The sequence below is a fragment of the Arcobacter siniprincipis (SeqCode) genome, assembly GCF_048571125.1.
GTDB lineage: Bacteria > Campylobacterota > Campylobacteria > Campylobacterales > Arcobacteraceae > Arcobacter > Arcobacter siniprincipis.
In genome coordinates this window covers 2,502,781-2,528,108 of record NZ_CP182343.1, presented here as the reverse complement: position 1 = coordinate 2,528,108, position 25,328 = coordinate 2,502,781, and the positions used below count along the sequence as shown (strand labels likewise).

26 protein-coding genes and 1 other RNA gene are annotated in these 25,328 nt (G+C 27.8%); 17 read left to right on the top strand and 10 right to left on the bottom strand.

Annotated elements, in window-relative coordinates; all coding sequences use genetic code 11:
- Position 1 precedes the first annotated feature (1 nt).
- Entirely contained in the window at positions 2–811 is an 810-nt protein-coding gene (gene panB, locus ACNI3D_RS12910; protein ID WP_419767299.1) for a 3-methyl-2-oxobutanoate hydroxymethyltransferase, read from the bottom strand.
- 184 nt (positions 812–995) lie between these two features.
- On the opposite strand from panB, the gene trpA reads away from it, so the two are divergent.
- From trpA to ACNI3D_RS12895, 3 genes are read left to right on the top strand one after another with little or no spacing between them, the layout of a single operon-like run.
- Positions 996–1,736 carry a tryptophan synthase subunit alpha gene (gene trpA / locus ACNI3D_RS12905; RefSeq protein ID WP_419767298.1) on the top strand — a complete coding sequence of 247 codons (741 nt, stop codon included), beginning with the start codon at positions 996–998 and terminating at the stop codon, positions 1,734–1,736.
- A 6-nt stretch (positions 1,737–1,742) separates the two neighbouring features.
- The gene (locus tag ACNI3D_RS12900) at positions 1,743–2,480 is read left to right on the top strand and encodes an arginyltransferase (RefSeq protein WP_419767297.1); all 738 of its coding nucleotides are present in this window, start codon (positions 1,743–1,745) and stop codon (positions 2,478–2,480) included.
- Positions 2,481–2,516: 36 nt separating this feature from the next.
- On the top strand, positions 2,517–2,855 hold the full coding sequence (locus tag ACNI3D_RS12895; protein WP_419767296.1) for a hypothetical protein: 339 nt from the start codon (positions 2,517–2,519) through the stop codon (positions 2,853–2,855).
- Between the two features lie 8 nt (positions 2,856–2,863).
- Here the strand turns inward: ACNI3D_RS12895 and feoB are convergent, their stop codons facing one another.
- Both feoB and ACNI3D_RS12885 read right to left on the bottom strand, forming a co-directional pair.
- Positions 2,864–4,981 (bottom strand): ferrous iron transport protein B, encoded by a 2,118-nt coding sequence (gene feoB / locus ACNI3D_RS12890; protein WP_419767295.1) that lies wholly within the window; start codon positions 4,979–4,981, stop codon positions 2,864–2,866.
- Positions 4,969–5,205, bottom strand: coding sequence for a FeoA family protein (locus tag ACNI3D_RS12885; RefSeq protein WP_419767294.1), 237 nt, complete (start codon positions 5,203–5,205; stop codon positions 4,969–4,971). The genes feoB and ACNI3D_RS12885 overlap by 13 nt, the downstream gene beginning before the upstream one ends.
- Positions 5,206–5,371: 166 nt before the next feature.
- Here ACNI3D_RS12885 and ACNI3D_RS12880 point away from each other — a divergent pair, with 166 nt between their 5' ends.
- Positions 5,372–5,821, top strand: a complete 450-nt coding sequence (locus ACNI3D_RS12880; protein ID WP_419767293.1) for a Fur family transcriptional regulator — start codon at positions 5,372–5,374, stop codon at positions 5,819–5,821.
- 85 nt (positions 5,822–5,906) lie between these two features.
- Here the strand turns inward: ACNI3D_RS12880 and ACNI3D_RS12875 are convergent, their stop codons facing one another.
- From ACNI3D_RS12875 to ACNI3D_RS12865, 3 genes are all read right to left on the bottom strand, one after another.
- Entirely contained in the window at positions 5,907–6,248 is a 342-nt protein-coding gene (locus tag ACNI3D_RS12875) for a DUF2325 domain-containing protein (protein WP_129101709.1), read from the bottom strand.
- Between the two features lie 124 nt (positions 6,249–6,372).
- Positions 6,373–6,591, bottom strand: a complete 219-nt coding sequence (locus ACNI3D_RS12870; protein ID WP_419767292.1) for a hypothetical protein — start codon at positions 6,589–6,591, stop codon at positions 6,373–6,375.
- Entirely contained in the window at positions 6,592–6,888 is a 297-nt protein-coding gene (locus ACNI3D_RS12865; protein ID WP_129101707.1) for a hypothetical protein, read from the bottom strand.
- 324 nt (positions 6,889–7,212) lie between these two features.
- On the opposite strand from ACNI3D_RS12865, the gene ACNI3D_RS12860 reads away from it, so the two are divergent.
- Together ACNI3D_RS12860 and ACNI3D_RS12855 are read left to right on the top strand one after the other, a co-directional pair.
- Positions 7,213–8,655, top strand: a complete 1,443-nt coding sequence (locus ACNI3D_RS12860) for a DEAD/DEAH box helicase (protein WP_419767291.1) — start codon at positions 7,213–7,215, stop codon at positions 8,653–8,655.
- Positions 8,656–8,726: 71 nt separating this feature from the next.
- Complete coding sequence (locus tag ACNI3D_RS12855; protein ID WP_419767290.1) at positions 8,727–10,640, top strand: ABC transporter substrate-binding protein; 1,914 nt, start codon at positions 8,727–8,729, stop codon at positions 10,638–10,640.
- Positions 10,641–10,872: 232 nt separating this feature from the next.
- Here ACNI3D_RS12855 and ACNI3D_RS12850 read toward each other — a convergent pair whose 3' ends face one another.
- Both ACNI3D_RS12850 and ACNI3D_RS12845 read right to left on the bottom strand, forming a co-directional pair.
- Complete coding sequence (locus tag ACNI3D_RS12850) at positions 10,873–11,049, bottom strand: hypothetical protein (protein WP_419767289.1); 177 nt, start codon at positions 11,047–11,049, stop codon at positions 10,873–10,875.
- On the bottom strand, positions 11,049–11,846 hold the full coding sequence (locus ACNI3D_RS12845) for a zeta toxin family protein (RefSeq protein WP_419767288.1): 798 nt from the start codon (positions 11,844–11,846) through the stop codon (positions 11,049–11,051). Before ACNI3D_RS12845 ends, ACNI3D_RS12850 begins: the two co-directional genes overlap by 1 nt.
- 41 nt (positions 11,847–11,887) lie before the next feature.
- Between ACNI3D_RS12845 and ACNI3D_RS12840 the strand changes: the two genes are divergently transcribed.
- Positions 11,888–13,015: a Fic family protein gene (locus tag ACNI3D_RS12840; protein WP_419767287.1), complete on the top strand. Its 1,128-nt coding sequence runs from the start codon at positions 11,888–11,890 to the stop codon at positions 13,013–13,015.
- Positions 13,016–13,180: 165 nt separating this feature from the next.
- Here ACNI3D_RS12840 and ssrA read toward each other — a convergent pair.
- Positions 13,181–13,575, bottom strand: a transfer-messenger RNA (tmRNA) gene (ssrA, locus tag ACNI3D_RS12835).
- A 145-nt stretch (positions 13,576–13,720) separates the two neighbouring features.
- On the opposite strand from ssrA, the gene ACNI3D_RS12830 reads away from it, so the two are divergent.
- The 5 genes from ACNI3D_RS12830 (at position 13,721) to ppk2 (ACNI3D_RS12810) (ending at position 18,423) form a co-directional block, all read left to right on the top strand.
- Positions 13,721–14,926, top strand: a complete 1,206-nt coding sequence (locus tag ACNI3D_RS12830) for a saccharopine dehydrogenase family protein (protein WP_129101773.1) — start codon at positions 13,721–13,723, stop codon at positions 14,924–14,926.
- 133 nt (positions 14,927–15,059) lie between these two features.
- Positions 15,060–15,224 (top strand): rubredoxin, encoded by a 165-nt coding sequence (gene rd, locus ACNI3D_RS12825; RefSeq protein ID WP_129101772.1) that lies wholly within the window; start codon positions 15,060–15,062, stop codon positions 15,222–15,224.
- Positions 15,217–16,353, top strand: a complete 1,137-nt coding sequence (gene nspC / locus ACNI3D_RS12820; RefSeq protein ID WP_419768996.1) for a carboxynorspermidine decarboxylase — start codon at positions 15,217–15,219, stop codon at positions 16,351–16,353. The genes rd and nspC overlap by 8 nt, the downstream gene beginning before the upstream one ends.
- Before the next feature lie 18 nt (positions 16,354–16,371).
- Entirely contained in the window at positions 16,372–17,295 is a 924-nt protein-coding gene (ppk2, locus tag ACNI3D_RS12815) for a polyphosphate kinase 2 (protein ID WP_258238729.1), read from the top strand.
- Between the two features lie 3 nt (positions 17,296–17,298).
- The gene (ppk2, locus tag ACNI3D_RS12810) at positions 17,299–18,423 is read left to right on the top strand and encodes a polyphosphate kinase 2 (protein ID WP_129101770.1); all 1,125 of its coding nucleotides are present in this window, start codon (positions 17,299–17,301) and stop codon (positions 18,421–18,423) included.
- Positions 18,424–18,425: 2 nt separating this feature from the next.
- Here ppk2 (ACNI3D_RS12810) and ACNI3D_RS12805 read toward each other — a convergent pair whose 3' ends face one another.
- Positions 18,426–20,159 (bottom strand): vWA domain-containing protein, encoded by a 1,734-nt coding sequence (locus tag ACNI3D_RS12805; RefSeq protein ID WP_419767286.1) that lies wholly within the window; start codon positions 20,157–20,159, stop codon positions 18,426–18,428.
- Between the two features lie 100 nt (positions 20,160–20,259).
- Here ACNI3D_RS12805 and tig point away from each other — a divergent pair, with 100 nt between their 5' ends.
- The 5 genes from tig to ACNI3D_RS12780 all read left to right on the top strand — a co-directional run bounded on the left by tig (position 20,260) and on the right by ACNI3D_RS12780 (position 25,309).
- Positions 20,260–21,561, top strand: a complete 1,302-nt coding sequence (gene tig / locus ACNI3D_RS12800) for a trigger factor (protein ID WP_375724433.1) — start codon at positions 20,260–20,262, stop codon at positions 21,559–21,561.
- A 20-nt stretch (positions 21,562–21,581) separates the two neighbouring features.
- The gene (gene clpP, locus ACNI3D_RS12795) at positions 21,582–22,166 is read left to right on the top strand and encodes an ATP-dependent Clp endopeptidase proteolytic subunit ClpP (RefSeq protein WP_129101767.1); all 585 of its coding nucleotides are present in this window, start codon (positions 21,582–21,584) and stop codon (positions 22,164–22,166) included.
- 8 nt (positions 22,167–22,174) lie between these two features.
- Positions 22,175–22,687, top strand: coding sequence for a peptide deformylase (def, locus tag ACNI3D_RS12790; protein ID WP_129101766.1), 513 nt, complete (start codon positions 22,175–22,177; stop codon positions 22,685–22,687).
- A 31-nt stretch (positions 22,688–22,718) separates the two neighbouring features.
- Positions 22,719–23,717, top strand: coding sequence for a TIGR00341 family protein (locus ACNI3D_RS12785; RefSeq protein WP_419767285.1), 999 nt, complete (start codon positions 22,719–22,721; stop codon positions 23,715–23,717).
- Positions 23,718–23,800: 83 nt separating this feature from the next.
- Positions 23,801–25,309, top strand: a complete 1,509-nt coding sequence (locus ACNI3D_RS12780) for a YifB family Mg chelatase-like AAA ATPase (protein ID WP_419767284.1) — start codon at positions 23,801–23,803, stop codon at positions 25,307–25,309.
- Positions 25,310–25,328 lie beyond the last annotated feature (19 nt).

Here is a 25,328-nt window from a genome sequence, read left to right as displayed (position 1 = left end):
ATTAGTATTCCTCTTCTTTACTTGGGAAAGTTTTGTTCTGAACATCTGATTTATAATTTGAAACAGCATCTTTTACAAGTGTTGCACCATCTAAATAGTGTCTTACAAATTTTGGTTTAAATTCTTCAAAAAATCCTAACATATCTGACCAAACTAAAACTTGTCCATCAGTCTCTTTTCCTGCTCCTATTCCAATAATAGGGATTGAAACAGCTTTTGTAATTTCTTGGGCAACATCACTCATAACCCCTTCAATTACGATACAAAAAGCACCCGCTTTTTCAATTGCAATTGCATCACGAAGTAGTTGTTCTTTATCTTCTTGTGTTTTACCTCTTACTTTGTATCCACCTTCACTTCTTACATATTGGGGCATAAGACCAATATGTCCCATAACTGCTATAGAATTAGATGTAAGATGTGAAACTATATCTGCTCTATCTTCTCCACCTTCTATTTTTACAGCTGCAGCATTTGTTTCTTGGTAAACTTTTACTGCATTTTTAAGTGCTTCATCTTTATTTATGTAAGTTCCAAAGGGCATATCTATTACAACAAAAGCTTCTTTAGCACCATTGCATACTGCATTTGTGTGGTAAATCATTTGTTCTAAGGTAGCAGATAAGGTATCTGGTTTCCCAGCAAAACTCATATTTAAACTATCACCTACTAAAATAATATCTGCAATCTCTTCAAATAGTTTTGCAAATAGTGCATCATAAGCCGTAATCATTGTAAGTTTTTTTACATTTTTTGCTTTTTTTATCTTACTAATATTCATTTTTCCGAATTCATTTTTTATAATACTCACTGAATAATCCTTAATATTTATAGGTAAATATTGTATCTAAAATATCCTTTTTTTGAAAAACTAAAAAACAATACTTTTATTTAAAAAAATCATTTTAGAACTAAGTGTAAAGCTTATTCTCATATCTATCCAAGATAAAATTGGATAGAATAATCAAAAATTAATATTTTATTAGGATTATATTTTGAAAAAACTTGTTGGATATATTACAGCATCATTGCCTGAAAACAATTTTACAGTAGATTTAGCTTTTAATATGAAAGATGCAGGTGTTGATATTTTAGAGTTAGGTATTCCTTTTACTGATCCAGTAGCTGATGGTCCAGTAATTGAAAAAGCAAATTTAATAGCACTAAAAAATGGTTTTAAATTAAAAGATTTATTTGAAGTTTCAAGTAAAATTGCTCCTGAGATGAAAACATTGTGGATGGGTTATGCTAATCCTTTTTATCATTATGGAATAGAAAAGTTTTTTGCTAAAGCACAAGAGTTTGGAGTAAAAGGCGCTATTGTTCCTGATTTTCCTTTTGAAGAGACTTTAAAATATAATAAATTAGCTAGTCATTATGAACAAGCTTTAATCTCTTTTGTAGCTCCAACTCATAGTGAAAATAGAATCAAAAAAGTAGTTGAACATTCAAAAGAGTTTGTTTATATGGTAGCTTACGCAGGTATAACTGGAAGCGGTGTAGAAGAAGATTTAAGTGATATTATTGATAATGTTAGAAAGTATACTAAGACTCCCTTATTTATAGGATTTGGAGTAGATGAAAAAACTGCAAAAGAAAAATCAAAGAATGTTGATGGTGTAATAGTTGGATCTGCTTTTGTTAAACATCTTATAGATGATAGTTTAAGTAATAACGAAAAAATCCAAAGAATAACTGCAATAGCAAAAGAGATAAAAGAAAAAATAAACGAGTAAGTAGTAATGCAATTGATAGATGATGAATTAGAATTTGTAGAGAATAACAAAGATTGTTCTTATTTTGACAATGAAATATCTGATATAAGATATAGATACTTAAAAAATTGTACAGCAGAAAATTACCAAAACATGCTTGAGCATGGATGGAGAAGATTTGGTAGAATGCACTTTGTTCCAGAGTGCAAAAATTGTACTAAGTGTATAAGTATCAGAATTGATGTTGCAAATTATAAATTCTCTAAATCAGAAAAAAGGGTAATGGCAAAAAATAAAGATACAAAAGTTTATATTCAACCTCCTTCAATTTCTGTAGATCATCTAAATTTATATGATAAGTATCATAAGTTTATGAATGATAAAAAATCATGGCCTTATGCACCAATAGAGCCAATAGAATATAGTAGATCTTATATTGATGGTAAAACTTCATATACAAAAGAGTTTTTGTATATGAGAGATGATAAATTAATTGGTGTAGCTTTAACTGATATTTTAGATAAATCTATATCTTCTATTTATTGTTTTTATGACCATGATTATGAAAAATTATCTATTGGCAAATTTTCAATATTAGCTCAAATAAAAGTTGCAAAACAATTAAAAATCCCTTATATCTATTTAGGTTATTGGATAAAAGATCATTTTTCTATGGGTTACAAAGAAGCATATACCCCTTTTGAAGTACTAGAAAATAGAGCCTCTTTAGAAGAAGAGACTATTTGGAATAAATATAAGGTATAATAAAACCACTTTTGTTCAATTATTTTAAGGATACTTATGAAAAAATTATTTTTAACTGCACTTTTAACACTTTCATCTTGTTTTGGAAGTGATTCTGCAGGAAGTGAAGTTGATTGCTTAGTAATAAAAGAAGAGAACTCAATTATTTGTAAATATATGACACAACGATCAACCGAAGATAAGTTTGTAAAAGTTGAGTGGATTAATCCAGATGGTGAAATTTCTAGAACAAGAAATGTACTTCTACCTTCAGGTCATGGTTCTGTTTATGATTTTAGATATCTAAGTGGTAGAGAAGTAGGTATTTGGAATTTTAGAGTAACAGATAAAGACCAAGTATTTAATACTACTTTTGAAGTTTTAGCAGAAGAATAGTTACATAATTATGTAACTATTCTTGCAATATTATAAGTTATGAAAGATAAAACCCACGCTGTTCCTGTTGTGAAAATAAAAAGATAAACTAGGTACTTCCATCCACCTGCTTCCCTTGCAAAAACCATTGATGCCGCTAAACAAGGTATATAAATCATTACAAACATAATAAATGAAAGTGCTGAAGTAATTGGTATATTATTTTTAATCTTATCAAGTAATGTATCACTCTCTTCTGTTAATTGATCTCCTAAACCATATAAAATACCTAAAGTAGAAACAACTATTTCTTTTGCAGCAAGTCCAGTTTCTAAGGCAACTGTCATTCTCCAATCAAAGCCTAGAGGTGCAAATAATGGTTGAGAAAATTTACCCACAATTCCTAAATAAGAGTTTTCTAAATTATATTGAACAATTTCATTTTGCAACTCTTGTTTTTTTGCTTCATCTAAAGTTTGTTCTATTTTTGCATTGATTTCTTGAGTATATTCGTGGTTCTTTGGATAATTTGACGCAAACCAGATTAATATTGAAGCAGCTAAAATATATGTTCCCGCTTTTTTTAAGTACATTAAAGCTTGATTTGAAACTGTGTGCCAAATAAGTTTAAGTGTAGGAAGTCTATATTTTGGCATTTCCATTACAAAAGGTTCATCTTCACTTTTGAAAACTGTTATTTTAAGTACTTTTGCAGCTATAAGTCCAAGAATAGCTCCTGTAATATATATTAAAAATAAAATATTTCCTGCACTATCACCTGAAAAGAATGCTCCTGTAAAAAGTACATATATTGGAAGTCTAGCTCCACAAGACATGAACCCAATAACAAATAAAGTTAATAGTCTATCCCTGTCATTTTTAAGTGTTCTTGCTGCCATATATGCGGGAACTGAACATCCAAATCCAGAAACTAAAGGGATAAATGATTTTCCATGGAGTCCAAATTTATGAAAAAAACCATCAAGTAAAAATGCAACTCTACTCATGTACCCAGTAGTTTCAAGTAAAGCAATACCAAAAAATAAAATTACAATATTTGGTACAAATAATATTACTGCCCCAACTCCAGCTATTGCTCCATCTGCTATTAATGAAGAGAGTTCATTATCTCCTAAAATATTTTTTGTTCCATCTACAAGGGAAGCAAAGAATGAATCAATCATATCCATTGGAATATTACCAATTACGAAAGTTAGTTGAAAAAGTCCCCACATAAAAAATAAAAAGATAGGAATACCTAAAACCTTATTTATTAAAATAGCATCAATTTTAGAACTTAAGTCTTTGCCATAGATTTTTTTAGTACTTACAACTTCTTGTGCTGCACCTCTTGCAAAAGAGTTCTTTTCATCTGCAAAAATTTCTTCTAAATCTTTTGTATTGTAGTGTAAATATATATGTTCTAAAGCTTCTTTTAATACAGGCTGTAATTCTGTCCAAATTGGCTCATCATGAAATTTTAGATATGTCTTTTTATCTTCTTGCAATAGTTTAATTGCAATTTCTCTATAGTCAACATCATTTGTATATTTTTTTTCGCTTAAAAGTCTTTTTATATTTGAGATTTCTTCTTCCATTACATTTGAAAAAATTAGTTTTGATTCAAATTTAGAAGAATTGTATTTTTGAATCATAGTATTTATAAGAGTGTCAATACCTGTTTTATTTTTAGCAGATGTTTTTACACAAGGCTTCCCTATGATTTTTGCCAATTGATTTTCATTTATTGCTATACCTTCATTATCTGCTTCATCACTCATATTTAAAGCAATAACCATTTTTTTATCTAAAGCTAATAATTCAGTTGTTAAATAGAGATTCCTTTCTAGATTTGTAGAGTCTAAAACATTTAATATAATATCATAATCACCTTTTTTAAGGTAGTTCTTTGTAACTTTTTCTTCAATTGTGTAGTCATTTAAAGAGTATGAACCTGGTAAATCTGTAATTTGAAAAAGATAATCTTCATATTGAAATTCTATTTGTTTTTTTTCAACAGTTACTCCTGAGAAATTTCCCACTCTTAGTTTTGAATTGGAAATAGAATTTATAAGCATCGATTTTCCAACATTCGGTTGCCCTACAAGGGCTATTTTGATTAGTTTTTTTTCATTTATATTTCGCATATTCTTCTCTCTATTTCGATAGTTTTTGCTTCGTTTGTTCTTAATGCAATTTTTGTATTATTAAGTTTGATTTCAATCGTATTTTTTGACATTGTTTGCTCAATAACATATATTTTTGCACCTTTTGTTATTCCAAAAGAGTTTAACCTAGATTTTAATATTTGATTTGCAGATACTTTTATTATTTCTCCACATTCACCTTTTTTTAATTCACTTAAATTCATTTTTTCTCTTTATATTAGATTTTTTTTATAAGTTAATTATAAGATTATAATTCTACTCCACAATATATAAATAAAAACTTAAGTGATTCTAATTATCAATTACTTTTCTTTGATTTTTTTACTTTTATTTGTTATACTATTATGTTTAAATCAAAAGGAATAATTAATGAATAATAATAATGAAGAGTTTGAAGATATAAAAGAAGAACTTAAAAAAATTGTAAAGCAAAAAGGCCTTAAATACACTGAACAAAGAGAGATCGTTCTTGAAGTACTTTTAAATGCAAAAGGCCATTTGACTGCTGAAGAAATTTACAATGAAGTTAAAAATGCTAATCCTGATTCAAATATTGGAATAGCAACTGTATATAGATCTTTATCATTTTTAGAAGAAGTTTATTTAATAACATCAATCACATTTGGAACAGATGGTAAAAAATACGAATCAAATACTAAAAATCATCATGACCATTTAATATGTGTTTCTTGTGGAAAAATAGTTGAGTTTATGGATGAAGAGATAGAAAAAAGACAGACTAAAATAGCAAAAGAAAAGGGTTTTGTAATTACAAACCATGTTATGCAACTTTTAGGTAAATGCAGTGATTGTCAATAATATTTAAGGGTAAATCCTTAAATATTATTCCACTGATTGTAAATACAAGTTATGCTTAATAGCTTCTTTTATTTTTTGAAATTTTTTAATAATTTTCATTTTTTCTTTTATTGCAATTTAAATCGCAATCTCCACAATTATTTGAATCAATCATTTTTTTATATTCATCATAAACACAATTAGAAGAGTGCTTTGTACAAATATATGGTATATTTTGTTTTTTTGCAATATTTTTATATTTGTGCATAACATTATGATTTAAAAATGATGTAAGCATGATAATACAATCAGTATCTTGTGGAATTTTTTTCTTTGGTGCAGATGATTTTTTTCTTGCATCCCAATGCCTAATAGAACTTGCTCCTAAATCTTCTAACGTAGATATTATAGTAGATATTTTATCCCCGCCAATAACTAAAACACTCATAATACTTCCTTAGTTTTAATTTATATTTTCAAATAAATAGTACTTATTGATAATAATTATTAAAATTGTATTGGAAGTAAACTTAAAGTAATGTTAATATTGATACTTGTTATCAATTAATATTTTATTTATTTTCCTCTTCTTTTTTTTCTTCATCACAATTCTTTGTACAATAACCAAAAATAAGAGTTCTTATAACAAAAAATAAAATCCCTGCAATCATTACTATACCAATAAATTTTTCAGTAGCAATAATCCCTAAGTAGTCCAGAAAAACTCCACATATTATTACTAATATATAAAATATTAAAACTCTTTTATCCTCTGGTATTAAAAAAAACATTTATTTTCTCGAAGGGATATATCTAAAAAATATGTATAAAATTAATAACATGATAAATAAAATACCAACTGAAGAAAAACTTAACACCATTTGTGGTTCATTACTTCCCCTTTGATAATCTTGATTTATAAATAAAATAGTGGTAGATAAAAGCATAAATGAAGCAGTAATAACTGCAATAAGGTGAGTAATTACTTTATGAATTTTTGTTTTATAAAAATCAAAGACCATCTTCCACGTAAGTATTGCTGATACTAGTGTAAGTATTAATATTATAATTTGATCAATATTCCCCATATATTTGCCTTTTATTAAAATAATTTATACTATTGTATAAGTGGTTTGATTATATCAAGTTTTTTATAGAAAAGACAAAAACAAATTATAGAAAATTTATAACTATTAAAAAAGAGATTGATAAATTTAAAATAATAAGTAAAAAAAATCCAAAAAAGAAAAAATCTACTTCCTAACAAAGGTAGAAGAATAAATGATTAATACATATTTGAGTAATATTCAAATATATATGCTATAATCAAAAAAAAATATATTACTCTTCGTTTCTAGTAATCCTTACGAAAAACCAATCAGCAAAACAACATATATTTACAAAAGGCATTTATGACATTTAAAGAACTTGGTTTAATTGAACCATTATTAAAAGCAATTAAGGATAAAGGTTATACAAAACCAAGTCCTATTCAAGAACAGGCCATTCCTATTATTTTAGAAAAACACGATGTTTTAGCAGGTGCTCAAACGGGTACTGGTAAAACTGCTGGATTTACACTTCCTTTATTACAACTATTAAGTAGCAAAGAGTCAAAAACAACTAAGCCAGAAATCAGAGCATTAATTTTAACACCAACACGAGAATTAGCAGCTCAAGTTGCTCAAAGTGTTGATGATTATGGGAAATATCTTCCATTGAAAACAGCAGTTATTTTTGGTGGAGTTGGAATAAATCCACAAAAAGCACTTATTAGAAAAGGAGTTGATATAGTTATTGCAACGCCTGGAAGACTGTTAGACCATATTGAACAAAAAACAATAGATATCTCACATGTTGAACATTTTATCCTTGATGAAGCAGATAGAATGTTAGATATGGGATTTATAAGAGATATAAGAAAAGTACTTGCTCTTTTACCTTCTCATAGACAAAATCTTCTATTTTCTGCAACATTTTCCGATGAGATTAAAAAATTATCTGATGGAATACTAAATAAACCAAAATTAATAGAAGTAGCTAGAAGAAATACTTCATCTGAAATGGTATCTCAAGTTATTCATTTAGTAGACAAAGATAGAAAAAAATCACTTTTATCAAAACTTATAAAAGAGGGTAATTGGAAACAAGTACTTGTATTTACAAGAACAAAACATGGTGCAAACAAACTTAGCCAACAATTAGAAATTGATGGAATAAGTGCTACTGCAATTCATGGAAATAAATCCCAAGGTGCTAGAACAAAAGCATTGGCTGATTTTAAAGCAGGAGCTGTAAGAGTACTTGTGGCAACTGATATTGCAGCGAGGGGAATAGATATTGATCAACTTCCACATGTTGTTAATTTTGAATTACCAAATGTTGCAGAAGATTATGTTCATAGAATTGGAAGAACAGGAAGAGCTGGAAATGAAGGTCAGGCTGTATCTTTAGTATGTGTTGATGAACTTGATTATTTAAGAGGAATCGAAAAACTTATCAAAACTTCTATAAAAAAAGTTTTAATAGAAGGTTTTGAAGTAGATCCTAGTATAAAAGCAGAACCAATTAATAATGGTAGAAATAAGGGCAGAAATAACTCAAATTCACGAAGTACACCTAAAAAAGAGTTTTCAAGTGAAAATAATAGAAGAAGAGATAAAAAACCTTTCAGAAATAGTGATGAGCCAAAAAGAAGTGAAAAATCATCTTCTCCAAAAGGAAAGCTAAGTAACGAAGGTAAAAAATTTAAAGAGTCTTCTAGCAACTCAAAATTTGCTTCTTCAAAACCTAGTCAATCAAGAACAGACAGTAGATCAAATAGACAAAGAAGGCCAAGAACTCAAAAAGATTAATTACTTTTTTTATGTAAATAAAAAATAATAATAAAAAGGTTACTATAAGATAATTATTAAAAGGTCTATTAATGAAAAAGGCATTATTTTTATTTATTATTTTTCCAATTTTATTGTTTGCTAATGAGTCTAAAAAAATAATTCTTCAATTGAATTGGCTAAATCAGTTTCAATTTGCAGGTTATTATATTGCAAAAGAAAAGGGTTTTTATAAAGATGTAGGTCTTGATGTTGATATTAAAGAATACACTTTTAATACAGATTTGATAAACTTAATTAAGACTAAAAAAGTAGATTTTGCGATAGGACGGTCTTCCTTACTAATAGAAAAAGCAAAAGGTGAAGATGTTGTTGCTTTAGGTGCAATATTTCAAGAATCACCTTTGATGCTTTTGGTAAGAAAAGATTCGAATATAGTTAGTGTTCGTGATTTAAAAAATAAAAAAATCATGATTACCCCAGATGCAGCTTTTTCAGCATCACTTCTAGCAATGTTAAGTGCTAATGGATTAAATAAAAATGATTTTACAATCCAAAGGCATTCCTTCAAATTAGATGATTTAATCTCAAGAAATACAGATGCTATGGCATCATACTTATCAAATGAACCAATCAACTTAGATGAAAAAGAGATTAAATATAAAATTTTTAAACCAAAAGATTATGGATTTGATTTTTATAGTGACATTCTTTTTACTTCTAATTCATTTATAATAAATAATCCGAAAATAACAAAGGATTTTTATGAAGCAAGTATAAAAGGCTGGAAATATGCCTTTGAACACAAAGCAGAAACTGCAGAAATAATATATAAAAAATATAATTCTCAAAATAAATCATATATTCATCTTATAAAAGAAGGTGAGATTTTAGAAAAATTAGCATATGCAAACAATACAGATATAGGTGATATAAGTAATAAAAAATTACAAAGTATTTTTAATGTATTTAAATTATTTGGTTTAGTAAAAAATGATATAGATATTGATTCTTTTATATATGATGAAAATCCACATAAAACAATGAATCTAGAAATCTCTCCTGCAAAACAAAAACTATTTTTTATAATCTTATTTTTTATTATAATAGTATTTCTAATTGTACTTTTTATATTAAAGAAAAATAAACAGTTAAAAGAACAATTGCAAACAGTAATAGATGCTACAGACGATTTTATATTATACAAAGATAATAAGTTTAGATACTTAGGCTGTAACAAAAGCTTTGAAAAGTTTGTTGGCAAAAAGAAACCTGAAATAATAGGGAAAAATGATTTTGAACTTTTTTCTAAAGAATATGCCAAATTATTTAGAAAAAGGGACATGGAAGCTATTAATTTAAATTCAATACAGATAAATCATGAGTGTGTAATATATGAAAATAAAAAAATAATTCTTCAATCAAAAGTAATACCTTTTAAATATAAGAAAACAAAAAAAGAGGGGATATTAGCAATATGCAGAGATATTACAGAACTCCATGAAGCACATGAAAAGTTAAAAAAAGAAGCTTATCATGATGAACTTACAAATATTTTTAACAGAAAAGCATTTAATGAAAGAATAGAAGAGAAGTTTGATTTATACTATAGATATAAAAATGAATTTTGTATTGCTATGTATGATATAGATGATTTTAAATATATAAATGATACATTTGGACATGATATTGGTGATAGAGTACTAATTGATATGACAAAATATATAAAACAGCATATAAGAAAAACAGATTTTATTTTTAGAGTAGGAGGAGAAGAATTTGTAATACTTTTCCCTAAAACATTACTTGAAGAAGCTCTTGTTGTTATTGAAAAAATTAGAGTCGATGTATCTAATATGAATCTAGTTGAAAATAAAAAAGTTACTATAAGTATAGGAATTACACAAGTAAGAGAAAATGATACCCCAGCTTCTATATATGAAAGAATAGATAAGTTAATGTATGTGTCAAAACACGAAGGTAAAAATAGAACTTCAAAGGATTAATTTTTATATTTTTGGTGGGATGTGGTCACTCGAAGTTGAATCTATATCGGGCTTTGAAGAATTTTATTTTTAAAATACCCCTAAAAAGTACCCTAAAATTTGATGAATTGCAATTTCGGGCTTTATCACAAGTCACTACAGTATGGTTTCATATTTCGAGATTAAAGCGTCCCAATTTATGGAATTTTTTATACTAATTAAAGATAAAAACATCTAAAAAGTACCCTAAAAATTAAGAGTAAGAATAAAATTTTTTAGTTATTTCTTTCTCAAAATTTTCTACATCACCAATAATTTGGTTAGCTTTTTGTATAGTTAGCTCTTGTTTTGAATTAATTGACTTTATTGCATTTTTTAAATATTTACTTTTATTTTTATTTTCTATCTTTTTATTATTTTTAGTAATCATTAAAATTCTCCTTTAAACACAGGTATTATTCTTTCAAATTCAATTACTGAAATATCTGAATACTCTGAATTAGTAGTTTTATCAATCAGATTTAATATTATATCATCCCCATATTCTTTTTTTATAGTTATAACAGTTTCTCTTGATTTAACTACACTATTAAAAAAAACATCTTCGGGAACAACTCTTTTTGTAATTGCTTCTCTTTTCTTTGTATATAAAAAACATTTTTTTAAATGATCATAGATGTAATATACCTCTATATTATATCCTCTTTTCATTAAACTTTTAATATTTCTTCTTGCTAATTCTAAACTAGAAAAGTTTGAATCCATAATTACTGATAGCCCTTTTTTCTTTATAGCTTCATCAAATAAAAAATGAACTCCCCAACTAGAAGGCTTTTGAAATAATTTACTGTTTGAACCATCGTATCCAAGTGGAGTGAAATATTCTCTTATTGAATCAATATCTAAATGAAGTAAATTTTTTTCTTGTTCTATTATAAATTCTGCAAATTCAGTTTTTCCAGAACCACTTGAACCAGCAGTAAATATAGCTATTCTTTCATCTAAAGGCACACAATCTTTTAAATATGTTTTAAAAAATCTTTCTTTCATCCAATTTTCGATTTTATCTTCTTCCCATACTGTAATTCTAGGACTTAGTTTTATAGGTTTTGGAAATTTCTTCTCATTTACCCATAGACATAGTGTACTTCTTGCAATACCAGTTTTTTTGATGAATAATATAAAAATCTTATAATTGATATGAATAAGTTGAATTAATCGTATCATTTATGATATGATTATGAAAATTAATTGTATCAAGGTAAAACATGAAAAGATGGATTTGGCAAAAAGATAATTATCCAAACTTTATATATGACGAAAAGAAGCTATTGCCAATTATTGAAAAGGTATCAGCAAAACAAGGTGAACTTATTGCTTTTACAAGTTTACTTAATAATGAAAACTTAAAAGAGCGACAATTTGAAGCCTTATCAAATGAAGTAATAAATACTTCTGCAATAGAGGGTGAAAAATTAAAAAGAGATAGTGTAAGAGCATCTATTGGTCGTAAGCTTGGTATAGAAAATTTAGAAACATATAAAAGTGATATTTATACTGATGGTATAGTTGAAATCTTAATTGATGCAAATACAAATTATAATCAATCACTTGAATTAGAAAAAATATTTGGATGGCACAATTCTATTTTTCCTACAGGCTACAGTGGTATTAGTAAAATAAATGTGGCAAAATTTAGGGATATAGATGAGATGAAAGTAGTTTCAGGAGCTATAGGACAAGAGCAAACTCATTATATAGCACCACCAAGAAAACAATTAGATAAAGAAATTAGTCAATATCTAGAGTGGTTTAATTCTGAAAAAACTTCATTAATCAAAGCAGCTATTGCACACTTATGGTTTTTAATTATTCATCCTATGGATGATGGTAATGGAAGAATTGCAAGAGCCATAACAGACTTAGTTTTATCTAAAATTGAACAATCAGAGTTTTCAAAACTTTATTCTATTTCTACAACAATATTTAAGCATAGAAAAGAGTATTATAAAACATTGGATTTAACAACAGGACATTATATAAAAGATAACAAGGGATTGGATATAACTCTGTGGATAGTATGGTTTTTGGAAGCATTATATGAGTCTTTGTGTGATGCTAAAAAAAGTTTACTGCATATTATAGATAAAACAAATTTTTGGGATAAGCACAGAGATAGTAATTTAAATGCCAGACAAATCAAGGTACTAAATAAAATATTAGATAAAGGTGCAGAAAACTTTGAAGGTGGCTTAAATAAAAGAAAATATGAAGCAATCGCAAAAACTACATCTGCAACTGCATCTCGTGATATTAAAGATTTAATTGTAAAAGGCTGTATTAAACAAACTTTAGGAACAAAAGGTCGAAATGTGAGTTATTTTATTACAATTTAAAATTTTCAATAGAAACAAAAACTGACATTGATGCAATAAATGCAGATAGCATAATCCCTACTAATCAATAGTTGATATATTTTATCTAACTATCTGTTAATAATTTTATAAAAAGTTTTATTTTTAGAAGATTTAATGGACTTTTATTAATTGGGACTTTTGTAATGGTGGAGATGTCCGGAATTGAACCGGAGTCTTAAAACAGCTACTACCAGCGTCTACATGTTTAGTAAAAGGTTGAAGAATTTCACTTTACAACAACTCAACCTGCAAGGCATATTGTGAAGCTAAGATTTTAAATGTCTCAAAATAGTCAAATCAACTCTAAAATGATAATCTATCTAGGGTGAATCTCCGTAATACTACATAGATAGAATCTGTAGTGGAAACCTCCAAAGTCTCAAGCCGTTAGGCGAGTCTGTGTTTAACTTATGCTACTTTAGCGTAAGCTGGAGCGTAATTTGTATTATTTGCGTCTAAAAAAAATGAACCGTATAACGGCATGTTCAGGCCGACATGCAACCAATCCTCACTGCTCTAATCGATACCAAGTCATCCCCATATCAAAGAGAAGAAGTATATCTTAAATTCCTTTAAATAAAATTTATATTTGTGTAATTAAATTTTAACCAAATTTTGGTAACCTTGTTGTTCTTTAACTATTATTTTAATATAATATTAACAATTTTAAAAGTAGAGGTTTTTATGAAAAAAGGTATATTAATTATTGGTGCTGGTGGAGTTAGTCGGGTTGCAACTGTTAAGTGTGCGATGAATATAGATACATTTGAAAAAATTACATTAGCTTCAAGAACTATTTCAAAATGTGAATCAATTAGAGATGACATTTTAAAAAATCAAAATGTAGAGATCTCTGTAGCTTCTGTAGATGCTGATAGTGTTGATGATTTAGTAATACTTATTGAAAAAGTTAATCCAAAATTAGTTTTAAATGTGGCATTACCATACCAAGATTTAACAATCATGGATGCTTGTACAAAATGTGGTGTTGATTATGTGGATACTGCAAATTATGAACATCCAGATGTTGCAAAATTTGAATATAAAGAACAATGGGCAAGAAATGATCAGTTTAAAGATGCTGATATTATGGGATTATTAGGTTCAGGTTTTGACCCAGGAGTTACTGGTGTTTTTTGTGCTTATGCTCAACAAAATCTTTTTGATGAAATCCACTACATTGATATTATGGATTGTAATGCAGGTGATCATGGATACCCTTTTGCTACAAACTTTAATCCAGAAATCAATCTTAGAGAAGTATCTGCAAATGGTAGATATTGGCAAAAAAATGATGAAGGTGTTGGGGAATGGATAGAAACAAAGCCACTAGAAATAAGAGTTGATCATGATTATCCTGAAGTTGGTGTAAAGCCATCTTATCTTTTATATCATGAAGAGTTGGAATCATTGTCAAAAAATATTAAAGGTCTAAAAAGAATTAGATTCTTTATGACATTTGGGGATTCTTATATACAACATATGAATTGTTTACAAAATGTAGGTATGTTAGGAATTGAGCCTGTTATGCATAAAGGTGTAGAAATTATTCCAATAGAATTTTTAACTACATTACTACCAGATCCTTCAAGTTTAGGGCCAAGAACTGTTGGAAAAACAAACATTGGGTGTATCATAGAAGGTGTAAAAGATGGTAAAGCTAAAAAAGTTTATATTTACAATATTTGTGATCACCAAGAGTGTTACAAAGAAACAGGTGCACAAGCTGTAAGTTATACTACAGGAGTTCCTGCAATGATTGGTTCAAAACTGCTTTATAAAGGTATTTGGAAAAACAAAGGTGTATTCAACATCGAAGAATTTGATGCTAAACCATTTATGGATGAATTAATGGAACAAGGTCTTCCTTGGAAAATAGTTGAACTATAAATAAAACATTTTAAAAAGTAACTCGTTACTTTCTTTAGGCTTTGCTTCTTTAGATGGAATTTATTTCCATCGTTAAAAGAAGTTAAAAATATAAGGTTCCCTTGAAAAATGGAACATTTTTAAAGGACAAATTATGCAAAAATATATCTGTAAAGTATGTGATTATATATATGATCCAGCCATTGGTGATGAAGATAGCGGTATAGCTGCTGGGACTGCATTTGAAGATTTACCAGAAGATTGGGAATGTCCAGACTGTGGTGTGAGTAAAGAAGATTTTGAGCCGTATAATGACTGATATTGTTAATTCTTTTGAAGATTTACCAAGTCCTTGCTTTGTATGTGAAGAAGAACTTTTAAAGAAAAATCTTGAACTTTTAAAAAAAATTCAAGATGAAGCAAGTGTGAAAATTCTGCTTGCTTTAAAAGGTTTTTCATTATATTCAACATTTGATTTATGTAAAGAGTATTTACACGGGTGTTGTGCTTCTGGATTACATGAAGCACTATTGGCATCTAAAGAGTTTGGAAGAGAAGTTCATACTTATTCTCCTGCTTTTAAAGAAGAAGAAGTTGATGAAATAGTGTCACTGTCAAATCACATTGTATTTAATTCAATTGCTCAATTAAAAAAATTTGAAAACAAAGCTATAGGTAGAACTTCTATAGGGCTTAGATTAAATCCAGAATATTCTTCTGTTGAGGTTGATTTGTATAATCCTTGTGGGGCATTTTCAAGACTTGGAATTACAAAAAAGAATTTTGATAAAGATGCAATTTTCAATGTAGACGGTCTTCATTTTCATGCCCTATGTGAACAAAATGTAGATGCACTAGAGGGTGCTTTAAAAAGTTTTGAAGAAAAGTTTGGTGAGTTTTTACCTAAAATGAAATGGGTAAACTTTGGTGGTGGACACCATATTACAAGAGCTGATTATGATATAAATGGATTAGTTACTCTTTTAAAAGAATTTAAAATAAGATATCCACATTTAGAAGTTTATTTAGAACCAGGTGAAGCAGTAGGTTGGAAAACAGGATACTTAACTGCTACAGTTTTGGATATTGTAAATAATGGTATGGACATAGCTATTTTAGATACTTCAGCAGAAGCTCATATGCCAGATACTCTTGCTATGCCATATAGAGCTGATATTAGAAATAGTGCAGAATCTGGTCTTAAAGCCCATACTTATAGATTAGGTGGAAATACTTGTTTAGCTGGTGATATTATTGGGGATTATTCATTTGATGAGCCATTAAAAGTAGGTGATAAAATAATTTTAGAAGACATGATACATTATACGATGGTAAAAACTACCACTTTTAACGGAATTAAGTTGCCATCTATTGCAATAAAAAAGGCAGAGGATTGTTACCAAATTGTAAAAAACTTTGGTTATAATGAATATAAAGCAAGACTTTAATATTTAGAAGGTAATAAAATGGGACAAAAGCGAGTTATAATTGAAGATGAATTCAAAGAAGACGAAGAGATTGATACCCATGAAAATATAAAACATAAGTCAAAAAATTTTAAAAGAAAAAGAAAAGAGTTAAAACAAAAAGGTAAAAAAGTTCAAATCTGGGTAAAAAAAGAGACCTTAGAATATGAAAAAGAACTTACTTTATTACAAATAGAATTATTAAAATTTCAAAATCATGTAAAAGATATGGGTTTAAAAGTCTTGATGATTTTTGAAGGAAGAGATGCAGCAGGTAAAGGTGGTACCATAAAAAGAATCACTGAGCATCTAAATCCTAGAGGTGCAAGAATAGTGGCTCTTGGGAAACCAGGTGATATAGAAAAAACACAATGGTACTTCCAACGATACACTCAACATCTACCTAGTGCTGGAGAAATGGTCTTTTTTGATAGATCTTGGTACAACAGAGGTGGAGTTGAACCTGTTATGGGATTTTGTACCACAGAAGAACACCATGAGTTTTTAAGAGAAGTACCAGAATTTGAAAAGATGATTGTAAAATCAGGAATAATCTTATTTAAATTTTATTTTTCAGTTTCAAAAAAAGAGCAAGCAAGAAGATTTAAAAAAAGAGAGATAGATCCTTTAAAACAATTTAAGCTCTCTCCCGTAGATAAAGAATCCCAAAAACTTTGGGATAATTACACGACAGCTAAATTTTCTATGTTAATGGCTTCAAATACAGATATTGCTCCATGGATTGTTATCAGAAGCGATAATAAAAAATTGGCTAGATTAAACTGCATAAAATATATTTTAACAAATGTAAAATATACAGATAAAGTTGAATCTGAATTATTAAATATAGACAAAAACTTGGTAAATACAGGAACTCAAGAAATTGAGTACATGGAAAAAGAGAATAAATTTGCAAAGGTATAATAGATGAATTTAAATGATTTTGAAAAAACAGATTATAATGGTTTATATGTTTCAAAAGTTGCTCATGTAACTTATGGAAGAAAATATGTAGCAAGATTTCAATATGACAAAAAAAGATATGTAAAAGTTTTAGGATATTCAAAAAAAGATAACATTACTAAAAGAGATGCTATTACTTTGATGAATAATTACAAAGATAGTATTATTATAGCTCAAGAAGAAGAACCGAAGATTGAAGTTTTAGATGAGAATAAAACTACTTTACCAGCCAAAGAATATGAAAAAGTAGTATCACAAAATAAAGAGATGAAAGATTTATTAGGTGATTATAAATCTCTTGCTAAAAGTGTTATGAAAGATGGTATAAGAAAGATTTATGAACTTGAAGAGCTTAAACATTATCAAATAGAATTAATCAAACTTCAAGATTATCTAGAAAAAGAAAATAAAAGAATGATTATTCTTTTTGAAGGTAGAGATGCATCTGGAAAAGGTGGAGCTATCAGAAGAATTACTAGATATATGAACAATAAACATTACAGAATAGTTGCTCTTGGTAAGCCCGATGATACACAAAGAAATCAATGGTTTTTCCAAAGATATATTCAACACTTTCCAACAGGTGGAGAGATGGTTTTATTTGATAGATCGTGGTATAACAGAGCAATGGTAGAACCAATTTTTGGATTTTGTACACAAGAAGAACATGAAATCTTTATGGAAGATGTTGTTAATTTTGAGCAAGATTTAGTAAGACAAGGAATGATATTAATTAAATTATATTTCTCTGTTTCTAAAGATGAACAAAAAAGAAGATTTGATAGAAGAATTGAAGATCCTCTTAGACAATGGAAATTTTCAGAAGTAGACATGCAAGCTCAAGATTTATGGGGTGAGTTTTCAGAAAAAAAATATGAAATGCTTAGACGAACTAATTCAAGAAGTGCACCATGGCATATTGTAAGAAGTGATGATAAATTTTTATCAAGAATTGAAGCCATGAAAATCATACTAAATTCTGTAGATTATGATGGGAAAAATTATGCTTTAAATTTTGAAGCAAATGATAAAATCAACATCTCTGTTCAAAGAGAGTTGATGCAAATGAGAAAATCAGCTAATTACTAATATTACCAAGGAGATGAAGAACTATTTTCCGAATTGTTCTTTGTCTCAACTTTTTTTAGTAAGATGGGTGTTTTCTGATTTTTAAGTAAATTAAGCCACTTTTTCTCTTCTTTATTTGATAATAAATCTTCTTTTATTTTAGTTTGATTTGATTCTTTTTTATCTTGCTTATTTTTATTTTCTTGATTACTTTTATCACCCTTCTTCTCTTTGTTTTGTTTATCTTTTTCATTGTTTTGTTTAGTGTTTTTATCATTCTTATCATTCTTATCATTCTTATCATTCTTATCATTCTTATCGTTTTGATTCTCTTTTTTGTCTTTATTGTCTTTATTATCTTTATTATCTTTATTATCTTTATTATCTTTATTTTTCATCGCATTTTTTACAATTTCCAAGTTCTCTTTTGTCTCTTTGTCTTCTTTTATTTTTAAGGCTTTTTCGTACATTTTCTTTGCGTTTTCTAAATCATTTAGTTTAACATAAGTATTTCCCATATTGTGCAGTTTTTTGAACTCTAATTCTTCATTACTAGTTGTTATATCTTTATATGTATCTAAGGCACTTTTGTATTTTTTTTCTTTGTATAAAGAATTAGCAAAATCATATTTGCCTTCGTTTGTATTTATAAAGTCTTTAAACTTATTAGAAGCAGTTTCATAGTCTTGTTCATTATAAGCTTTTGTTGCATCTTTAATAGTATTAAAATCTAGTAATGAAGCTTGTAGATTAATATTTTGAAAAAGGAATATGATAATAGATAATTTTACAATTGATTTGATATTTGGCAGTGATGAAAAGGCAATTAAGAGTAAAATTAAAGCTAAGCATAAAGGATAATAAAATAGTTCAGTATAAGTTTTTTGTTTTTTTATTTGCATATTTATTTTATTTGCTTTTTTTGTAATATCACTTATGATTGAGTTTATATCGTCATCATTTAGTGTATAATTTGTATATCCACCATTTGTATTTAAACTAAGTTTTTTTATACTTTCATTCAGTTTTACCATTGCAATATTACCGTCTTTATCATTTTCATACCCATCTTTTAATGGTATTGGAGTTGGTTCGTTTGTAGCAATTGTTATGATATAAATATCTTGATTATTTTTATTTGCATACTCAATTTCTTTTTTGTAGTCACCTTCATTACCCCCATCTGTTAATAGAATTATATTTTTTGATTTATAATTTTTTAACAATTTATTTGAAGCTTCAAGTGCTGAAAATATGTTTGAACCATTATTTATATTTAGATCATAATCAAAATTTTGAAGTAAAAAATTTAATGAGGTAAAATCATTTGTAAGTGGTGATAATATAAATGATGATTGACCAAAAATTATCACTCCAATTGAGAGTTGATTTGGTGATTTGATAAGATCTAATACTTTTTTCTTTGCCATTTTTAATCTACTTGGAAGAACATCTTGTGCTAACATTGATTTTGATGCATCAATTGCTACAACCACAGGAATTACTTCTTGTTTAATATTTTGTTCTTTTTCATTTGTCACAGGTCTAGCAAGAGCAATTACCATAAAAATTAGTGCTATGAAAAGTAAAATATTTCTACTTTTTTTTGTTAGATTTGAATTTGGTATTGCAAGTCTATTTAAAACATCTTGATCAAATATTTTTTCAAATTTGCTTTTTTGAGTAATAATTAAAAAAAACAGTATTAAAGAGGGAATTAACATTAAAAAAAGAACATTAGGGTATAAAAATTGCATTGAGACTCTTTTGTGTAGATTTATATAATGAACAATTTTAGTAAAGCCTTAGTAAAATTTAGATAAAATCGCTCAAAATAATTATATTGGAGAAAAGTTAATGGAATTTAACGCAAAAAGAGTTGATGAAGCTAATGCAGAAATAACTGCAACTATGAGTAAAGCTACAATCGACGCAAAAATGGACAAAATAGCTAAAGAAGCTGCAAAAACAATGAATATACAAGGGTTTAGAAAAGGTAAAGTTCCTGTAAATGTTGTTAAAGCTAGATATGGTGAAAAATTGTCTGAAGATGCAGCTAACGAAGTATTAAGAGATTTATTACAAGAAGGATTAGCTAAATTAGAAATTGCGAATGATGAATTAATTGGTGAGCCAGGTGTTAGTAAATTTGACAAAAAAGAAAATGGTGATATTGATGTTGAAGTTAAAATATCTTCTAAACCAAAGTTTGACTTAGGTGATTATAAATCATTAATTCCTGCTGTTAAAGAGAAAAAAGTAGCTAAAAAAGACCTTACTGAAAGATTAGAAAATCTTGCAAAAGGTTCAGCTCCATTAGAAAAAATCAAAAGAAAAAGAATGGTAAAAGAGGGTGACTTCGCTGTTATTGATTTCGAAGGTTTTGTTGATGGTGTTGCATTTGAAGGTGGAAAAGCTGAAAAATACGCATTAGAAGTTGGTTCTAACTCATTTATTCCAGGATTTGAAGAACAAGTTTTAGGAATGAAATATGAAGAACAAAAAGATATCGTTGTAACTTTCCCAGAAACTTATCAAGCTAAAAACTTAGCTGGAAAAGAAGCTACATTTAAAGTAACTTTACATGAAATTCAAGAAAAAGTTGCTGCTGAATTAGATGATGAATTTGCTAAAAAAATGTTACCAAATGAAGAAGATGCTACAATGGATACATTAAAAGCAAAAATTGAAGAGCAAATGAAAACTGAATTAATGTATACATATTACAGAGAAGAGTTAAAACCTGAATATTTAGACAAATTAGTTGAAAATGTTAACTTTGCTTTACCAACAAGCGTTGTTGAGCAAGAAGTTAATTATGCTTTAAATAACAAAGTAAGAACAATGACAGAAGAAGAGATTAAAGAACTTCAAGAAAATGCTGAAAAAGTTGAAGCTATTAGAGATGAATTAAAAGCAGATGCTGAAACTTCAGTAAAAGCTACATTTATTGTTGATGCTTTAGCTGCTGCTGAAGGTGTTGAAGTAAATGATCAAGAAGTTACTCAAGTGATTTATTATGAAGCAATGCAAAATGGACAAAATCCTCAAGATGTTTTAAAACAATACCAAGATGCAGGTTATATGCCAGCTATTAAAATGTCAATGATTGAAGATAAAGTTTTAAATAAATTATTTGACGAAAAATTAGGTAAATAAATTAATAATAGGAAAATTATATGAGTTATATTCCATACGTTGTAGAAAAATCTGGTAGAGGTGAAAGAAGTTATGATATTTATTCAAGACTTCTAAAAGATAGAATTATTATGTTAAGTGGAGAGATAAATGATGCTGTTGCTTCTACAGTTGTAGCACAATTACTTTTCTTAGAAGCTGAAGATCCAGATAAAGATATCTATTTATACATAAACTCTCCGGGTGGAGTTATCACAAGTGGAATGTCTATATATGATACTATGAACTATATCAAACCTGATGTTTGTACTATTTGTATAGGACAAGCTGCTTCAATGGGTGCATTCTTATTAAGTTCTGGAGTTAAGGGTAAAAGATATTCTTTACCTAACTCTAGAGTTATGATTCACCAACCATTAGGTGGAGCACAAGGTCAAGCAACTGATATTCAAATTCAAGCAAAAGAGATTCAAAGGATGAAAGATACTCTTAACCAAATGATTTCTGAACAAACAGGTCAACCATTAAAAGTTATTGAAAAAGATACAGATAGAGATAACTTTATGAGTGCAGAAGAAGCTTGTAAATATGGATTGATTGACGAAGTAATCACAAATCACAAGTAAGAGAAACAATGGTTAGAGAAGTAATAACTTATCCAAATAAGTTACTTAGAACAAAATCAAAAGATGTGGAGAAGTTCGATGAAGAACTTCACACTCTTTTAGATGATATGTATGAAACAATGATTGCTCAAAGTGGTGTAGGACTTGCTGCAATTCAAGTTGCAGTTCCCCTTAATGTTCTTATTATTTTAATTCCAGATGAAAATGATATTCAAGCAAAAGACTCTTTAATAGAAGCAATAAATCCAAAAATAACTCATAAAGATGGAATTCAAGTTTTTACTGAAGGTTGTTTAAGTGTTCCTGGATTTAATGAAGATGTTAAAAGAGCTCAACATATAATTGTAGAGTATCAAGACAGATTTGGAAACAATCATAAAGTAGAAACAGAAGACTTTCCCGCAGTTGCATGGCAACATGAAATGGACCACCTTGAAGGTCACCTTTTTATTGAAAAACTTTCTTTGATGAAAAGAAAGAAATTTGAAAAAGAGTATAAGAAAAACCAAAAAAATAAATAAAGTTTTTTTTATACTACTCAAAAGAGATTAAATGAAATATCTTGAAGTAGTTCTAAATGAATCAAGCAATGAACTTGTAAAGAAGATTGCAGAAAATGTAAAAGCTAAAGACTTGCGTTTTTCTCCTGTAGATAAAGATGGTATGCAAGTATCAAGAATGATTGTATCAGATTATAATTTGCAAAAAGCTATAGATAGTTTTTGTCATATTATGGGAGATCAAGTTACTTCTAAAGTGATGATTCTTCCAATAGAAGCTTATTTACCTAAAGAAACAGAAGAAAAAGAAAAAAAAGAAAATGAAGCAAATGCTGCAAAAGAGACAATATATAAGGAAATGAAAGAAAATAGTTATATTAGTTCAAACTATATTTCTTTATTAATTTTTTCTACAATTGTAGCTACAATAGGACTTATTCATAATAATTTGGCAATCATTATAGGGGCAATGGTTATTGCACCTCTGCTAGGACCCAATATTGCATTTAGTTTTGCTGCCTCAATTGGGGATACTAAATTGATGTATTCTTCAAGTAAAACAGTTCTATTTGGTCTTTTTATATCAATAATGCTTCCAATGTTTTTTGCAATGATTTTTAATCAAACTTTTGATGCCCATGAATTATTATCAAGAACAGAAGTTAGTTATGACTCTTTTATTCTTGCTTTAGCTTCAGGTGCTGCTGCATCTTTGTCAATTACTACGGGTTTATCTAGTGTATTAGTAGGAGTTATGGTATCTGCTGCATTATTACCTCCTGCTGCTGTTTTGGGAATTATGATTGGCTCAGGAAATAGCGATTTAGCAATTGGAGCTGGAGTTTTGCTTTTGATTAATATAACTAGCATTAATTTAGCTAGTAAAATAGTATTTTTTATTAAAGGTATTAGGCCTAGATTATGGCAGGAAAAAGAAAAAGCTAAAAAGGCTATGATAATTTATATATCTTCATGGATAATTTTATTGATAATATTATTTATGTATGTTTATTATAATCCAGCTATATTAAAAGGTACTTTTATTAGATAAAATATTAAATAAATATTTTAATTACAAAAAAATTAATATAAAATTACATATAATAAATAAAATAATTATTATATGGATTTTATATGAAAACTATCAAAAGTGCTACTTTAGAGTCATTGGATGCAATTTGTGTGGATGTTGAGGCTACATTTACAAAAGGATTACCTAGTTTTTCAATAGTTGGATTAGCTAGTTCTTCTATTCAAGAGTCGAAAGATAGAGTAAAATCTGCTTTATTAACAAATGATTTTAAGTCTCCACCTAAAAAAATCACTATCAATCTTTCACCTTCAGATATAAATAAAAATGGTACTCATTTTGATTTATCAATTGCATTACTTGTAGCTTTATATGACACCAAAGTAAAATTTGATGATTTTTATATTTTTGCAGAATTAGCCCTTGATGGAACACTAAAAGAAAATAGTTCCATCTTCCCTTCAATATTATCTTTAGCAAAAAAAGTTGATAAACTAAATGTATTAGTACCAAAATCTATTGAAGATAAAATTGCAATGATTCCTAATATAAGTGTATATAGTGTAAAAAATTTAAATGATGCAATTATGTTTTTTAATTCTAAAGAGAAAGAACAGTATAAAGTTCCTCCATATACAATGTCTTGTAATACTTTGTTTATAAAAAACAAACAATTTTATTATAACAAAAAATATATGTTGGATTTTTTGGATGTAAAGGGACAAAAAGTAGCGAAAAGGGCAGCTTTAATTGCTGTAAGTGGTAATCATAATATAATATTTGAAGGAAGTCCTGGTTGTGGAAAGTCTATGATAATAAAAAGGTTACAATACATTATGCCACCACAAACAGTTGAACAAATACTAGAAAAAGCAAAATTAGATTCACTCAATTTGATTGAGCCAAACTTTGATGCAAGTACGGTTTTTAGGTCTCCACATCATACTTCAACAAGAGCATCAATATTTGGAGGAGGTACAATTAATTCTAAAATAGGGGAAATAGCTCTATCAAATAATGGGATATTGTTCTTTGATGAACTTCCACATTTCCCAAAAGCTATACTTGAATCAATGAGAGAACCACTAGAAGACAATAAAATATTAATCTCAAGGGTAAATTCAAAAACAAATTATGAAACAAAGTTTTTATTTGCATGTGCCATGAATCCTTGTCCTTGTGGCAATTTATTAAGTGCTACAAAACAGTGTAGATGTAATGAATTAGAAATTACAAGATATAAATCAAAACTATCAGATCCTTTTTGTGACAGAATTGATATTTTTGTGACAATGACGGAGGTAAATTATGATGATAAAGCAGATATAAGTTCAAGAAAAATGCATGAAATGGTTTTAAATGCTTTTAAAATCCAAATGCAAAGAGGGCAGAGTGATTTAAATGGAAAATTAAAAGATGAAGATATCAAAAAATATTGTGTATTAGATATTGAGGGTGAAAATATTTTAAATAAAGCTACCCAAAATTATTCACTCTCTTTTAGAAGTATTAACAAAGTTTTAAAAGTAGCTAGGACTATTGCTGATTTGGAAAATAATGTAAATATAAAAAAAGAACATATTTTTGAGGCGCTTAGTTTCAGAAAAAGATGATTTGTTTCTCATAAATTCT